Source organism: Myroides fluvii (assembly GCF_009792295.1).
In the GTDB taxonomy this organism is placed as follows: Bacteria; Bacteroidota; Bacteroidia; order Flavobacteriales; family Flavobacteriaceae; genus Flavobacterium; species Flavobacterium fluvii_A.
In genome coordinates, this window is record NZ_CP039934.1 from 258,547 (window position 1) to 274,896 (window position 16,350).

General features: G+C 35.1%; 15 protein-coding genes. 3 read left to right on the top strand and 12 right to left on the bottom strand.

Features of this window, described 5'->3' with window-relative positions; translation table 11 throughout:
• Positions 1 to 21: 21 nt before the first annotated feature.
• The 10 genes from FBR08_RS01320 to FBR08_RS01365 all read right to left on the bottom strand — a co-directional run bounded on the left by FBR08_RS01320 (position 22) and on the right by FBR08_RS01365 (position 8,939).
• Positions 22 to 711 carry a DUF4369 domain-containing protein gene (locus tag FBR08_RS01320; protein ID WP_158960925.1) on the bottom strand — a complete coding sequence of 230 codons (690 nt, stop codon included), beginning with the start codon at positions 709 to 711 and terminating at the stop codon, positions 22 to 24.
• A gap of 43 nt (positions 712 to 754) precedes the next feature.
• On the bottom strand, positions 755 to 1,138 hold the full coding sequence (locus tag FBR08_RS01325) for a DUF423 domain-containing protein (RefSeq protein WP_158960927.1): 384 nt from the start codon (positions 1,136 to 1,138) through the stop codon (positions 755 to 757).
• 21 nt (positions 1,139 to 1,159) lie between these two features.
• Positions 1,160 to 2,101: a transglutaminase domain-containing protein gene (locus FBR08_RS01330; RefSeq protein ID WP_158960929.1), complete on the bottom strand. Its 942-nt coding sequence runs from the start codon at positions 2,099 to 2,101 to the stop codon at positions 1,160 to 1,162.
• Positions 2,102 to 2,119: 18 nt separating this feature from the next.
• Positions 2,120 to 2,965 (bottom strand): substrate-binding domain-containing protein, encoded by an 846-nt coding sequence (locus FBR08_RS01335; RefSeq protein WP_158960931.1) that lies wholly within the window; start codon positions 2,963 to 2,965, stop codon positions 2,120 to 2,122.
• 113 nt (positions 2,966 to 3,078) lie between these two features.
• Positions 3,079 to 4,584 (bottom strand): succinate CoA transferase, encoded by a 1,506-nt coding sequence (locus FBR08_RS01340; RefSeq protein ID WP_158960933.1) that lies wholly within the window; start codon positions 4,582 to 4,584, stop codon positions 3,079 to 3,081.
• 417 nt (positions 4,585 to 5,001) lie between these two features.
• Positions 5,002 to 6,147: a TlpA disulfide reductase family protein gene (locus tag FBR08_RS01345; protein ID WP_158960935.1), complete on the bottom strand. Its 1,146-nt coding sequence runs from the start codon at positions 6,145 to 6,147 to the stop codon at positions 5,002 to 5,004.
• Between the two features lie 148 nt (positions 6,148 to 6,295).
• Complete coding sequence (locus FBR08_RS01350) at positions 6,296 to 7,057, bottom strand: LytR/AlgR family response regulator transcription factor (protein ID WP_158960938.1); 762 nt, start codon at positions 7,055 to 7,057, stop codon at positions 6,296 to 6,298.
• On the bottom strand, positions 7,029 to 7,415 hold the full coding sequence (locus FBR08_RS01355) for a hypothetical protein (protein ID WP_158960940.1): 387 nt from the start codon (positions 7,413 to 7,415) through the stop codon (positions 7,029 to 7,031). The genes FBR08_RS01350 and FBR08_RS01355 overlap by 29 nt, the downstream gene beginning before the upstream one ends.
• Positions 7,416 to 7,423: 8 nt before the next feature.
• Positions 7,424 to 8,767, bottom strand: coding sequence for a histidine kinase (locus FBR08_RS01360; protein WP_158960942.1), 1,344 nt, complete (start codon positions 8,765 to 8,767; stop codon positions 7,424 to 7,426).
• Complete coding sequence (locus FBR08_RS01365; RefSeq protein WP_233266189.1) at positions 8,757 to 8,939, bottom strand: hypothetical protein; 183 nt, start codon at positions 8,937 to 8,939, stop codon at positions 8,757 to 8,759. The genes FBR08_RS01360 and FBR08_RS01365 overlap by 11 nt, the downstream gene beginning before the upstream one ends.
• Before the next feature lie 224 nt (positions 8,940 to 9,163).
• Between FBR08_RS01365 and FBR08_RS01370 the strand changes: the two genes are divergently transcribed.
• Positions 9,164 to 9,709 (top strand): IS1096 element passenger TnpR family protein, encoded by a 546-nt coding sequence (locus FBR08_RS01370; RefSeq protein ID WP_158960946.1) that lies wholly within the window; start codon positions 9,164 to 9,166, stop codon positions 9,707 to 9,709.
• A gap of 56 nt (positions 9,710 to 9,765) precedes the next feature.
• Positions 9,766 to 10,830, top strand: a complete 1,065-nt coding sequence (locus tag FBR08_RS01375) for a nucleoid-associated protein (protein ID WP_002991055.1) — start codon at positions 9,766 to 9,768, stop codon at positions 10,828 to 10,830.
• 51 nt (positions 10,831 to 10,881) lie between these two features.
• On the opposite strand, the gene FBR08_RS01380 is transcribed toward FBR08_RS01375, so the two are convergent.
• Both FBR08_RS01380 and FBR08_RS01385 read right to left on the bottom strand, forming a co-directional pair.
• Positions 10,882 to 12,876 (bottom strand): M4 family metallopeptidase, encoded by a 1,995-nt coding sequence (locus FBR08_RS01380; protein WP_158960948.1) that lies wholly within the window; start codon positions 12,874 to 12,876, stop codon positions 10,882 to 10,884.
• 187 nt (positions 12,877 to 13,063) lie between these two features.
• Complete coding sequence (locus FBR08_RS01385; RefSeq protein ID WP_158960951.1) at positions 13,064 to 15,070, bottom strand: M4 family metallopeptidase; 2,007 nt, start codon at positions 15,068 to 15,070, stop codon at positions 13,064 to 13,066.
• A 296-nt stretch (positions 15,071 to 15,366) separates the two neighbouring features.
• Between FBR08_RS01385 and FBR08_RS01390 the strand changes: the two genes are divergently transcribed.
• Positions 15,367 to 16,335: a GNAT family N-acetyltransferase gene (locus FBR08_RS01390; protein ID WP_233266190.1), complete on the top strand. Its 969-nt coding sequence runs from the start codon at positions 15,367 to 15,369 to the stop codon at positions 16,333 to 16,335.
• Positions 16,336 to 16,350 lie beyond the last annotated feature (15 nt).

Below are 16,350 nucleotides of genomic sequence, written 5' to 3' on the forward strand. Positions count from 1 at the left end.
TTTTATTTACTTTATGCGAAATTATTTTATTTTCTCTTCAACTAACTGTGCTAGATTAGACTTCTTGTCTGTTTCTGAGAGGTTGTCATACACCATTTTCAGTTGTGTAAAATCGTCTTTACTCGTGTAGTATAGGTAATAAAGTGCAGTTAAGGACGTTTGGTGCTGCTCTAAATAATTGGCAATAAAGATATTTTGATCCTCTTGCAATTTCTTATATCCTTGTAGAATTTGCTGCATTTTCTCCTCGTCTTTTTGTTGCATTGCTTCCATATAAACGGTTTGCTGTTGTCCTTGATAAGAAAGCAGATTGTACTTATACAAACTTAGGTTTCGCTCAAACTCACTTAACGTTTCATTATTAGGGGTTCCTTTTAAAGCAAAAGAAGTAAAGTTTTCTTGATCGATGTTTACTTCTGTTTTTCCACTTTCAATAAACAAGGGTATTCTTCCCTTTTGATCGCGAAAAGATAAATAACCTAACGTAGGTTGATCTATTTTACCAACAAATTTAAACCGTTCATCTTTTACTATAATTGAATCCAACTTGATTAATTCTTCTGCATTGGTATCAGCTATTTGACTCAAATAGATCATTTCTCCATCAGGTACATGGGCGAGTATACCCTCTATTTCAAACTGCGTTTTCGAATTACAAGAAGTGAGCACTACTGCTATCCCAAGCAAAAGCCACTGTGTACATATTTTCATAGCATTTATTTTAATTCACCAAATTAACTCTATTTAACTAGAATTACAAAAACAAAAAGGACAAAAGCAACATAATCCACCCTGCTACCAACGCTAAACCTCCTATAGGTGTAATGGGGCCTAGTACTTTTATCTTTTTGCCAAAAGTTGCACTTAATACCAATCCATAGATGCTAAAAGAGAATAAAATCACGCCGAGTATAATTAAATTAGTGGCATAATACGTGTATTCACGTTGAGGTAAAACTCCAATAATCAACAGTAAAAGCGCATGATACATTTGATACCTCACACCTGTTTCATAGCTTTCTAATCGTTCAGTATCCATGTGTTTTTTTAATGCATGCGCACCGAAAGCGCCAAATATAATAGCTAACGCACCGAAAATACTTCCTGCGAAAAGCGCTGTTGTGTTCGTAATATCCATTGTTTTTTAAATTTCTATTGATTAATTCATCGTTAACTGTCCTAAGATTTCCTCAGACATAAAAGGTCCTCCTGGATAACGAGCGGTATAGTCGAGATTTAACCAGATTTGCCCGCGTTCATCCACATGATAATGTACCTCTTTCCCCTTACTTTCCTCTACAAATAGAACCTCTTTAATCAAGAAAATAACTTTTTCTAAATGAGCTTTGTTTTCAATCAACATTTCTGGATACATGTGTTCTTTGGTGTGTATTAAACGAGGAGTACCACCGATAGAGCGAATCAAGGCTGCCATAAGAATAGAATAATCATCACAATCACCCGAAAAGTGAATGAGCGACTCTGAAGCCGTAGCAATATATTCTCTTCCCTTGGGATCATTGACGTAATTCCAACGGGTACGCACTTCTTTAAAAATAGCCAAACACTGAATGATTTGTCTATACTCGCCATAGCCCTGAACCTTAGAGAAATTCTTCGTCGTTGCGAGTAAAGCAAAATTTCGAACCTTGGGGTTATCGTATTCAATCGCCTTTATCACCTTAGACTTATTGGGAAAAGGCAATAATTTAGCGATGATTAAGTCTTGTGGATTTTGCGTACTCGCCATGGCGTAAATCATCACGCGATAATCCTCAAAAATAGATTCTAAATCGTAGTCTTCGTGTGATGTTCCCACAAAGAAAATACCCAGGTACGCCAAGATGCAAATAAACAATATCGTTTTCAGTTTAGATAAAATAAACTGGAAAGCGGCTAATATCACTACGCAAAGCAAAATACGGTCTAAGTGATAGGGCCATTCTGGATCGATTATATTTTGATGCACGATAATAAATACCGGAATCGTTAGGAGTACGTTCAATATAAAAATAATGATATAGTCCCATGGAGAAGGAATTCTCAGGTACTCATACCATTTTTTTTTCTTTTTAATAATTTGTACTTCTGGATTGTTCATCTGTAAGTCAGAAAAAAATTACATTTTAATTTCTTCGTATTGCTTTGGTGTATCGATTAAATTCAAATCGACTAATTGTTGTTGTATTTTGTTGTAATTGACTTTTGATACTTGTTTCTGAGACCAACGCGTCAGCGATAACCACGTATTGATATCCTCAACCTTTTGATGATATCGCTCGGCTAGTGTTCGATCAATACTAGGTATAGATTTAAATTCTGAGGTTGTAGCGTTAATCACCTCCACTAGATGTTCGACTAAGGCTGGGTGTTGTTGCACAAAATCACGACGACCAACTAGGACAAAAGAAGGCCAAGGTGTCGGACATTCACCGATTCTTCTAAATACGTGTTGATCTACTAAAGGCTGTGTCATAAAGCGTTCCCACATAAAGTAATCCGCTTCTTTATTTTGCAACGCTATAACCGCCTTATCCAAAGTATCGACAACGACAAACTCAAGTTCTTCTAGGTTCCAATTCATTTTTTTAGCGTGAACAATAGCCATTAAATGTGATCCCGAACCCAATCGACTAATAGCGATTCGCTTGTGTTGTAAATCTTCAATGGTTTGAAAGGGTGAATCTGCGGCCACGTGAATTCCCCATAACAAAGGAGAAGCTACATATTCTTGTATAATTAACGTAGGATTACCTGCTGCAATGTCTTTGATAATTCCTTCAGATAAAATGATAGCTAAATCTGTTTCTCCTTGGCGTAACATCTGACACATTTTACCTGTTCCTTCGGGAATATCCGTCCATTGTAAATCAATTCCAACAGCATTAAACTCTCCATTTTCTAAGCACAAATGCCAAGGTAAATTAAAGTGTTCCGGTACACCAACCATTCTAACTTCTTTCATTTTTATACGTCCTATACATTTTACTGCTAAGATAGTAAAAAGTACGTCTTAAAGATTGGGAAATTATAGAGAAGAAAAAAAAATCTCTACGCGTTTGGTAGAGATTTTAATGGCTATGATTTCATAGAACCTGTTTGTTTTAGACGGGTGTGAAATTTGAATGCTTCTTCTAAAATATGGGGTGTATGACCACCTAATGCTTTGGCGCGTTCAAAATAATCTCTCAATTCTTGTTTATAGTCTGGATGCACACAATTTTCTATAATTACTTCTGCGCGTTCACGAGGAGATAAACCACGTAAATCAGCTAATCCTTGATCGGTAACTAAAATATCTACATCGTGTTCAGTATGATCCACGTGAGAGACCATAGGTAATACGTGCGAAATCTTATTTTCTTTTGAAGCAGCCTGTGTAACGAAAATGCTCAAATAGGCATTTCGCGCAAAATCTCCTGATCCTCCAATACCATTCATCATTTTACTTCCACTAATATGTGTCGAATTCACGTTGCCATAGATATCAAATTCGATAGCCGTATTAATCGCAATAATCCCCAATCTTCTGATCACTTCGGGAGCATTGCTAATATTTTGTGGGCGCAACACCAATTTATCTTTATACTGATCAAAGTTGTTAATTATTTTTTCATAACAAGCTTCTGTCACTGTAATGGATGAACCTGAAGCAAACGTCATTTTTCCAGAATCAATCAAGTCGAACGTACTATCTTGTAACACTTCCGAATACATGGTTAAATCTTTAAATGGCCCATCAATAAATCCAGTTAAAACCGCATTAGCGACCTTTCCAATTCCCGCTTGTAAAGGCAACAGAGCTTCTGTCAGGTTACCTTTTTTCACCTCAGCTTCAAAGAAATTCAACAAATGCGTTGATATTGCTGTGGTTTTCACGTCTGGTTCTGGTAAAACAGCAGGAGTATCTTCTATACTTGAAAAAACAACTGCTACTACGCGATCTGGATCTAAACGAATAAAAGACTCTCCGATACGATCCTTAACGGTGTGAATCGGAATCATTTCTCTTCGCGGCTGTTTCTTTGGCACAGAATTATCGTGAATGCCCTCTACACTCAAAGGAATAGCGGTATTAACTTCTACAATAATCTTTTTGGCAACACTGGCAAAATAGGCCGAATTCCCAATTGATGTTGTAGGAATAATAAAACCCTCCTCGTTGATATAGGTTGCCTCAATGATTGCAATTTCAACTTGTGGAATATGTTTTTCTTGTAATTGTTCAATCGTTTCGCTTAAGTGTTGGTCGATATATTTAACCTGTCCACTATTAATTGCGTGTCTTAGATCTGAATCTGCCTGGAAGGGCATTCTTCGGATTAAAGCATTGTTTTTTGCCAAGTCGGCATCTGTTGTTTGGCCTAGAGAAGCCCCAGTAATTAAAGTGATAGCCACTTTTTCAGTTGCTGCTCTTTGAGCAAAAGCAGGTAACACTGATTTGCTATCTCCTGCTTTAGTAAAACCACTCGCTCCTACAATAGCTTTATCGTGAATTAATAAGGCTGCAGCTTCTGCAGATAGAATTCGATCTCTATACGGACCGAATTTGATTCTGTCCAAATTAGAATCTTCTGTTGTCATTTCTCAAACGTTTATTTAGCTGCTTAAAAATAGAACTTTTTATTAATATTTGACATGTTTTTAAACACATAGTGCGATTTATACGATTATACATTTCAATTAATATAAAAGATTAATGATCTAATCTATATTTTAAGACTATAAAACGATAATCACAATTTAACCCTTGTATTAGTCCCAAAAGCTAAAAAAAGCGATATCCCTCATTCATTCATCTTTATTTCCACCTTTATTTTTCTTTATAATCTTTAAAAAAACAGCAGAAAAAACAGCATATTCAAAATATTTTTAACATTATTTCCAACTACCCTCCTTCTCTCTCCTTTTGAACTTATGCTCATAAAAAAAAGCAACAAGTTTAAACTTGTTGCTTTTTTTATCTTTTCAAATTTCTGTTTTACACCGAAATTATCTTGTTTATTTTAATAGTTCTTCAACTTTTTGGTATAATTCTTCACCATATAAATTGATCGCTAAGATTTCTCCTTTTTCGTTGATTAAGTAGTTTGCTGGAATTGCTTTCACTCCATATTCAGCGGCAATTTCATCATTCCAAAATTGTAAGTTCGAAACTTGTCCCCAAACTAAACCATCTTTTTCAATTGCTTGTAGCCATTTGTCTTTGTCTTTATCTAAAGAAACTCCAATAATATCTAATCCTTTGTCTTTAAATCCATTGTATAACTTAACTACATTTGGGTTCTCAACACGACAAGGTCCACACCATGAAGCCCAGAAATCAATTAAGACTAATTTTTTTCCTTTTTTGAATTCTTCTAGTGATAATTCTTTATCAGCTGGTGTTTTACTTTTGAAATTTGGAGCGATATCCCCTACTTTTAAACCTGCAGCTTCTTCTGTTAAGCCCATCATTTTAAGCATAGAATCGATTTTCTTTCCAACTTTTGACTCTTTTAATTCAGCAGTAAATTTGTCAAACTCTTTTACAAAATCAGTCTCTCCATCTTGAGAAGACATCATTTGTTGAGAAAGCAACAACAATCCAAAAATATTATTTGCATTCTCTTGTTGGTGTTTTTTATACACTGCATTGATACTTTCAATATAGCCTGTATATTCATTTTGAAGCGTCTCAAGTTTAGCGCGATCAGCTTCATCCGTAGACTGGCTCAATTGCATTAAAGTCATTTGATTTTCGTCAATAAACGCTCGTAATTTTGTAACCGTTGGCTTTACTTCATCTTGTAATTTTTGAAGCTTTTGGTTGTTTTCACTTCCTCCTAATACCGTTTCCGTTGGTTCGTCTTTGGCAATTGAGATTGTAATATGACCTGGTTCTCCAATGAAGAACACATTGTTTTGCATTTCTCCACCTAACACCATATACGCTTCTTCAAATTCCGTAAATGGATTTTCAAAAACCAATTTATTATCTTTTACTGTTCCAGTATAAACAACGGTTGGAGAAGGATTACCTAATTCTGAAGTCATGATTTCTACTTTTGTATCATCAGCTACATCTTTCGTAGTAATCTCTATTGTATTATTTTGCTTACATGAAAACATCATTAAGGCTAGCAAAACAACTGCGAATTTTTTCATATGAATGATTTATAATTTTACGTCCTCGTAAAAGTATTAATAAAATCAAGATATCAAAAAGAAGTGGCGTTAATAAATTAGTTAATATTCTCCATGAATCAAGAATAGTTGAATATTCGTAGTTTTTTTCAATAAAAACTTAAATCCCTTAACTTAGCCAAAGTTTAAAATCGTTAACTTTCTCTCTACTAACGATTAATTCTTCCTCAAAATCAACCTGTAAACTCAATATTAATCGGGAATTGCTATAAGCCACAATCTCTTTAATAGCATCTACAGCCACGATGTGTTTGCGGCTAATGCGAAAAAATTGTTCTGCTTCTATTGTTTTTTCGATTTCATCTAGTGATTGATCGAGGATATAATCTCTGCCTTCTTTGGTTTTGAGGTACGTGATTTTGTTGGTACTATAAAAACAAGCCACTTCACAAATAGGAACAATCTTCAACTGTGTTCCTATTTTAATTAAAAAGCGCTCTTTGTTTTCTTTGGGTGCAGCAGATAAAAAAGATTTGAACAAGTTCAATTGCTCAGTAAAAGCAAAGAAAGAAGCGCGTTGCTCATTAAACTTGTCAATTGCTCCTTTTAAATCGGCATCACTAATAGGTTTTAGCAAATAATCAATACTATTTAATTTAAAAGCGCGCAAGGCGTAAGCATCATACGCTGTGGTAAAAACAATAGCACTTTTGACTATCACTTGATCAAAAATCTCAAACGATAATCCATCAGACAATTGGATGTCTAAGAAGATTAAATCTGGTTCTTCATTTTCTTGAAACCACTGTACCGCTTCTTCTACACTTGTTAATTTATCAAGAACTTGGTAGCCCAATTTTTCAATTTTGCGTTCAAGCAAGCGTGCTGCTGGTTTTTCATCCTCAATAATGATAATTCGAAGTGGTTTCATCTTTTAGTTTCAATTGATATTCGTACGTATTCTTTAGGCGCTTAAACTCTTTGCGTTCCAAGTAATCTTGCCAATGGCTCAAATAGGGTATTTGCTCTGCATAGTAAAAGATAAATTGTATTACAATTAGCAGCAACCAACACAAAGGTAATTCATAAAACGGACGTTCCGAACTTTTATATAAAGGCGTATGAACTCCTATTAGTACATCGGCAAACCCCACGAGTTGTTGGTAAAGCATGACACCTGTGAATAGCAACCACACAGCAACTTGAATAAAAAGCCTTTTCAGATAGTTCCTTCTTTGTTGCTTATAACGCCCATATTTTTGTTCTACTTCTGTGCTATAGAAATCCATTATTTTCTTTATTTCCAATTCGTACTACGTTTATTCTGCTGCTCCATGTATTCGCGGATTTTGCGATCTTCCCAGTCTTTTCCCAAGAAAAAGTGATAGTTATACGTCTTCATCCAATCAGCTACCAGTCCAATTCCCCACGAGAATACAAAAATTAAGCTCCACATAAACCTTGTATCAGTCATTAAATTCAAGACGATTAAAAAGGTATTCACCATAATATACATCGTGAGATGGGCATAAAACTTCTTTATTTTCTCTACATTTTTCTTTGCTTGAATCAAGATTTCTTGTTCATTTTCTTGTACGTCAATTATTCTCATCGGTTCAATAATTTTAGTTAATATAGGAATTCGTATGGTAAATGTTGTTTCTGTTTGTTCTACTTTAATCGGTTTCTTTGTGAGTAAGCCGTAGCGATCTGCAATATTTGTCAATCCAATTCCCTTTCGATCTTCATTGACTTGACGCAGGTTTAGGTTATTTTCCACAACCAAGTAACCACTTTCTTGTTTGATTACAATGTGAAGCGGTTTGGTAGAAGTTGCTTTGTTGTGTTTAATCACATTTTCCAGCAATAACTGCAAAGACAAAGGAACAACCTTAGCCCCTTCTTGTTTGATATCTTGATCAATTTCAAAGGTCAAACTTTCTTCAAAGCGCATTTGCAGCAATTCAATATACGTTTTCGCAAAATCCAACTCTTCCTCTAAGGGCACGAGTTCTTTGTTTTTTTGATCTAAAATATAGCGATAGGTTTTGGACAATCCACTGGTGAATTCTTGTGCTTTTTCAGGATTTTCTTCAATTAGGGCATTGAGTACATTCAAGCTATTAAACAAAAAGTGAGGATCCAATTGATTTTTCAAACTTTCAAATTGAGCCGAGACACTTCCTGTGATTACCTTTTGCTCGTTAATACTCATTCTCTTGTCTAGAGAAGTAAAGTAAGTATAATAGTAAATATACACGAGAATACTAAAGAAAAAAGCCGTACTGAAAATAGCGCTAAAACTACTGGAATCCATGAAATAATAGAAGGTTCTATTACCTATAAAGTGTACATCAAAAATCTTTAAAGCTAGGCATACCATCCAAATAAATCCGAAATTGATAGCCGTGACAATTGCTGTGACTTTGTGAACGCTGTTTTCCTTTCCATCCAATGACTTTGCAAACTTCTGCCAAAAATTTTCTTTCCAATATTGGTTCACCAAAACAATAACCCCTACAAAAGAGACGAGATAACCCAAAAACAAGGATAAATCCATAAAATGCAGCTTGAGCACTTTCGTAAAAAGGATGAATACTATAAAGGCTAAAAGAATGATTTTAAAATAATTATTTTTCATGCTGTTTACGATCCGCTTTGTTTTTCTTTGATGGAATTTCCACTTCTTCTTTTTCCGTTGACCTTACTTTGCTCGTTTCATCTTGGCTATAAGAAGGACTCACAGACCAAATAGTTCCCATTTGAAGGGCAAATTGCGTCAACATTACAATAATCAAAAATATAAATTTCATAGGTATGTTGGTTGGTTTACTATGCAAAGATTAATCGATTAAAAAGAAGATAAAAATAAGAGTGGATGAACTGTACTATTAATAGGATGAACCGTAAAATGCAGTAAAGTTTTGATTTCCAACCAAGAGAAACTACTGCTCCAACTGTTAATAAAAAGACCTGATTTATACCTAAAGACTTAATAATAATTATAAATTTGCATTTCTAATCGGTTAAAAAAATTATGGTTTATAAATTCAGAGTTATCCTTGATACTGAGGAAGATATTTTTCGCGATATCGCTATTTTAGAAGACGATACTTTAGAGGATTTACACAATGCTATTATAAATGCTTTCGGCTTTGACGGCATGGAAGCTGCTTCATTTTATGCTTGTGATGATAGCTGGGCTCAACAAGAAGAAGAGATTTCTCTTTTTGATATGAGCGATGATCAAGAGACAGGAAAAACAATGGGATCAACACCTATTAACACTGTTTTAGATCAAGATCAAACCAAAATCATTTACGTGTATGATTTTCTTAATATGTGGACTTTCTTTGTTGAATTAGCTGCCGTTGAAGAAGAAGAACCTGGTGCTTTATATCCGGAGTTGTTGTTCTCTCATGGAATTTTACCAGATTATATCCCAACCAAATCATTCGCAGCTGATCCTGTATCCAATGACGATATTTTTGGTGATTTTGACGATGATTACGACGAGGAAGATTACGATATGTTTGAAGGCGATGATAGCTTTACAGACTATGGAGAGGATAATTGGAATTAATTTTTTTCACATATAAAATAACAGATCTATAAACGATCTACTACATATTTAATCTTATGATCAACCTTTTTAATGCACACGTAGAAACTTTATCTATCCACAGAGTTGGAAATAAAAGTAGAAACGAAGCCATCTTTTTATCAGATGAACCTTATAGCTTAAACGACGAAATTGCTCCTTTATTAAAAGAGTATTTCTTCAAACCTTTCCGTGAGAAAGAAGAAAGTTATTTCCAATTTGTTCATGATGTTGATTTAGAATTCAACGATATGTTTAACTATGCAGCAGATTTATTTAACGCTCCTTCTTCTGAAAAAGCGCATGAGATCTCTCAAAAAATAACCAAACACTTATTTGAACAATCCAATCATCCACACATCAAAAATGGAGAGGTTTACGTTACTTATCTAACGAATACTTCGATTGACAACAATGTGGTAGACGCGATTGGAATTTTTAAAAGTGAGATTAAATCTGATTTCTTGCAATTCCAAGAAAACGGTTCAAACTTAGAGATGATTTTACAACAAGGGATTAACTTAAACAAGTTAGATAAAGGTTGTATTATCTTCAATTACAAGAAAGAAGAAGGATATAAAATCCTAACTATTGATAGCAACCGTTATGATGCTCGCTATTGGTTGGAGCACTTTTTAAGTGTAGATATCTTCCAAGATGAAGCTTTCATGACGAAAAAATACTTAAAATTCTGTCAAGATTTTGCAAAAGATGTTGTTTTACCAGCAGAAGATAAAAAAGAAGAAGTGATGTTCATGAATCGCTCTGTTAACTATTTTGCTAAGAACGATGAATTTGAAGAAACGAATTTCTTAAACGAAGTAATTGACAATCCAGATTTAATTTCTGAGTTTAAAAATTACAAAGTAGACAAGGGAGAAAAATACAGCATTGAAGATACAACATCCTTCCCTATTGCAAATAATGCAGTTTCTGATGCGCGTAAAAAGATTAAAAACGTCATTAATTTAGATACGAATATTCAGATTAAACTTGACTTCATCAACCCTGAAAGTGCAGATAAGTTTGTAGAAAAAGGATGGGATGAGGAAAAACAAATGTACTATTACCTGGTATATTTCAACAAAGAACAAAAATCCTAATACATACAAAAAAAACCGAGCCTTATTTTTGGACTCGGTTTTTTTATGTTTTTATTTCACTACAATCTTCTCTGAGATTTTTCGTTCTTTGCTCTTGTAAACGACGATGTAATTTCCTCTACTCAATTGAGAAACAGTTAATTTATTTTCTCCTTTTTCCACCGCGTAGTCTTGTGTTACTTTTTGTCCTGCCATATTGTAGAACGCAACTACTCCGTTGTCCTCTTTTATCAACACTGTCAATTCACCCTTTGTAATTGGGTTTGGATAGAAGCTAAACACTTCTTCGGTCAACTCAAAGTCTTCTACTCCCATATTTGGGCGAGATTCACCAAAACCTACAGCGTACCAAGCGTCATAAACGGCGAAATACTCTTGTGATTCTGCTCCATACAAAGATAAGGCAGCCGTTAAAGCTCCTTCTACAGCATCAATATATTGAGAATTACTCCCCAACTGTGTCAGTAAAGTCAGGTAAGCAATTTGCTCCGCTTTTTGCATCCCAATTTTCGATACAGTATACTCATTTCCTAAATCGTTCACACCGCTTCCTCCCTCACACAATAAATAATACCAATAATTAATAACACCACTGTTAAAATGTACCCCTCCATTATCCCATTGAACTTCCGGATCGATCCAATATTCCCCTTGATAGGTATTCGGTTGTTTGCTTGTATTCTCACTTTCTTTTGGATCGCGCATACTTCTCATGTAGTGAATCGGATTATTTTTTACCACACCCGTTCCAATAAACCAATCCGCATCCTTTACTGCATAATGCTCTATTGACGTTCCGAAAATATCGGCAAATCCCTCATTTAAAGCACCCGACTCCCCTTGGTATGTCAGTCCTCCACGCCCATTATTACCAATTACTAAATGCGTAAATTCATGACCGACAATATCAATTCCCGTTAATGGATTATACTCCTCTGCTCCTCTACCAAAAACAACTACATTATAAGGAGGTGGTATAGCTACAGCATTATTAGGAAAACCCGATCGATCTCCATCCATCACAAGGGGATTATAAAAAGCTCGAATACTTCCGCCAAACTCATCATAACTCAACCTGTCGTGTACTTCTTTATAGTAATCATAAGTTCTCGCCAATCCCCAATGCACATCATTTGCAGGATTTTTCGGAAAAATAGGCGCTGAATGATTAAAGGCATAGCCCAACCCGCGATAAATCTCCCAGGCGTTTGTTGGAATAGTTCCGTCTAAAGTTCTCAAATCTCGATCTTCATCAATCATATGATAGCGACCGTTTTCTACTTTGAGTTCCAAAGGCAAATTAGCGCGATAGAACCCGTCTCCACTTCCCAAAACACTTGTATGCGCTAAGAGCGAAAATTCTTGAACGATATCTCCTTTTTCCACTCCAACAAAAACGTTCTTGCTCAATATTCGAGAAGATGAAAAATCGTCCACACGCACCTTATGCGCCAGTACGAAAACTCCGCCATGCGTTGTTGATTTTACAAAAACCGTTTCTACAGGATACTCCTTTCTTTTGCTTTCTTCTACATCACTCGCTTGAAAAGCAAGACTAATTGCTTTCTCTTTCGAAATAGCACCTTTCGCATTGATATGCTCTTTTAGGCTATAGAAACTTTTTTTATTTTCAATATTGATAATGGTTCCATTAACAGCCGTTACACGTCCATGCTTATCACTATGTACAATAAACATTTGCCCTTCTACAGCATATTGTCCGACATAATGTTGATAGGTATTGTGTATTTTTCCAAAAACATCCGTATAAGAGTGAATCAATTGAAACGCATTTGTTTCATTTAATCCAAAAAAAGCTGTCGCTTTTGCTAGAAATTCTCGTTCTGAAAGGTTTGTTTTTTGATCCATTCGAATAACAAATGAACCGTAACTATTTAAAGGTTGATAAATTGGTAGTGCTGTGGTTTGAAACTCTTCTAATTCTAGTGGTTGTTTAGCTCGATCAACGGTATCGGCATATCCTGCCCATTGAAATAATCCAAGTACAACATAAAGAGAAAACCTACTTAAGTATTTTTTATTCATAGCTTAAACTTTATCATTTACGATTAAAGTCTAAATATAGGTAAAAACAAACTATCGTCTTAACAAAAAAATTAACATAACAATTTAACTTATCAAAATAGTGTTCAGCAGCTATAAAACTGAACTATTTCGTCGATCAATAAAAAGGCATAAAAAAACCGAGATATACTATCTCGGTTCTTCAATTTTATCTCACTACTATTTTTTCTGAAATTTTTCTTTCCTTGCTTTCGTACACCACAATATAGTTTCCTGTATTCAACTGTGGGATACTCAATTTATTTTCTCCTTTTTCTACAGCGAAATCTCGGGTTACTTTTTGCCCTGCCATATTGTAGAACGTAACGACACCTTTATCATCTTTCGTTAACACCGTTAATTCACCGTTGGTAACTGGGTTTGGATAGAGGCTAAACACATCTTCTTCCAATTCAAAATCCTCTACTCCCATATTAGGGCGGCGTTCGCCAAAACCAACCGCATACCAAGCATCGTAAACTGTAAAATACTCTTCTGATTCTGCTCCATAGATATCTGCGGCAATTAATTTACTTGCTTCAACTACATCAATATACTGAGCATTACTAGATAAACCTCCCATTAATGATGCATAGGCAATTTTCTCTGCTTTTTTGATTCCAACACCAGATACGACGTAGTCATTTCCAAGATCGTTCACTCCAGCTCCTCCTTCACTTACCAAATAATACCAATAGTTAATTACCCCACTATTGGTATGAACTCCACCATTATCTCCAGCCCATTGACTTGTGTTAGCCCAATGTTCTCCTTTGTACGTATTGGGTTGTTTTCCACCTTGACGATTATTTTTAGGATTCTGCATATCTCTCATAAAAGGCATAAAACTCCCCTTTACAACGCCATTGCCGATTAACCAATCCGGATCATTTACAGCATAATGTTCTACAGAAGCTCCAAAGATATCCGCAAACCCTTCATTTAGAGCTCCTGATTCTCCTTGATAGTCTAATCCTCCGTTGCCATTATTATCAACAACTAAATGCGTAAATTCATGAGCGGAGACATCTAAGTTAACCAAGGGGTTGAAAAAACTTCCTCCTCTACCAAACACTAAATAGCTCATTCGCCCTACAGGCATTGCATACGCATTCTCTGGAAGACCAGAATTTACGTCATTATCTAAAAATTTTGGATCGTAATAGGCTTTAATAGCTGCCCCATTTCCATCGTAACTTAGGCGATTGTGAATTTCTTTGTAATAATCATATGTACTTGCCAATCCCCAATGCACCTCATTGGCTGCATATTTAGGAAAGTTAGTCGTTGCATTTTCAACTACGGGACCTCTTCCATAAGGAAAATCACGTTCATTTCTCATTGTTCTTGCGTCATACGTAGTGATTCCTCTTTCATTGTCAATTAACTGATATTTACCATTAACTTCAGTTAATCCTAAAGGTAAATTTGAACGGTAATATCCATCTCCTACTCCAGGTATATTTGCATGTGCAATTAAAGAAATTTCATTAATTACTTCTCCATTTTCAACGCTCACAAAAACGTTTTTACTCATCACTCTTTTCGAAGATATCTCATCTACTCTAACTTTATAAGATAAAACAAACAAACCTTCTTCCTTTGCAGATAGCGCAAATACTGTTTCAATAGGATAGTTTTCTACTGTATCAGGATCAGTTGTAATTTGATTGGCTTTATAGGCAATACTCACTGCTTGTGTACTTGAAATAGCCGGTTTTCTATTTACATTAGCTCTTAAGCTATAAACGCTCTTTTTATTTTCTATGTTTACAATAGTACCATTTACTGCTGTTACCTTTCCATTCTTATTGTGTACAATAAACATCTGTCCTTGAACGGGGTAGTTTCCAACGTAGTGTTGATACGTATTGTGTACGATGCCATAAGCATCCGTATAACTATTGCGCAATGCAAAAGTATTTGTTTCATGAAGCCCAAAAAACTCATTCGCTTTTGCTAAAAATTCTGACTCGGTTAACTTGCTTTTTTGATCCATTCGCATAATAAACGAACCAAAACTATTTAAAGGCTTATAAGTGGGTAAATCAGTAGCATAGATCTCTACTGCTGCTCCTAAATTGGTTTCAGTAGCGCCAGCATATCCATTTCCTATAAAAAGAAATGAAGCTAATGTTACATACAAAAATGGGGTGTTTACGTATTTATTTTTCATGGGCGATATGGATTATTTAGATTGGGTTTAAATTATTTCGAAATATACCAAAAATAACCTAATAATTATTTAACAAAAACAGTATACAAAAATATTTAACACTCATTAGATTCAATAATTTACATTTGAGAAATATATCTCATACCGATATAAAGTTTTAAAACTTATAAATCGCAAAATAAGAATTACAAAACCCTCAAAAAAAACTTTTTTTAACATCTTATTTTACTGTAAAATTTCAAAAATCGATTTTATCTCCCTATTATTACACTGTTATCCCTAAAATAATTTGTCCGTTGAAAGTAATCCGTTACAATTCAGACCATCAAGACGAGTGGAATGGCTTCTTAGCACATGCGAATAATTCAAGTTTTTTGTTTCATCGCAATTTTGTGGATTATCACCGTGATCGCTTTGCTGATCATTCGCTTTTATTCTATGAAAACGACTGCTTAGTTGCCTTATTTCCAGCCCATGAAAAGGATAATACGCTGTGTAGTCACCTGGGGTTAAGCTATGGCGGAATGATTCATTCTGCTTCACTGACAACAGCTACCTTTTTATCACTGCTAGAAATCCTTGCGCAACATTGTAAACAACATCAGATTGAGCGCATTGTTCTCAACGATATTCCTCATATTTATCAACACACCCAAAGTTGTCTAGTTCCCTATGTGGCCAATATCTTACAAGCAGTTCAACAGGTGCAACTCCTCTCCACGCTTGATTTAACAACCCCGGTTGCCTTAAACAGTAACCGCAGGCGCATGATTCAAAAGGGCCTAAAAAACGGATATCGCATTCAAGAAGCGCCTACACCTATTTCATTTTGGCAAGAAATACTAATCCCCCGACTACAACAGCGCTATCAAACCAATCCAGTACATACTGTTGAGGAAATAGAAAAGTTAATGCACGCTTTTCCAAAATCAATAAAACAAATGAACGTATACAATGCCGAAGGCGTACTTGTTGGTGGAACAACTCTTTTTATTCATCCTCATGTTGTTCATCTACAATATATTGCAGGAAGAGAAGAAGACAACAACAAAGGAGCTTTAGATTTCTTAATTTACACTTTGATCCAACAGTATCGAGATCAAGTTCGCTATTTTGACTTTGGCAGTAGTCATTTAAGCCCTAAGCAGCTAAACAAAGGATTGTTATATTGGAAAGAGAGTTTTGGTGCTAGAAGTGTACCTCAATACTGTTATACGTTCAATGTAGAAAACCTCCTACAAGCACAACATATAATCGATAGATAATTCTTATTTTTGTCT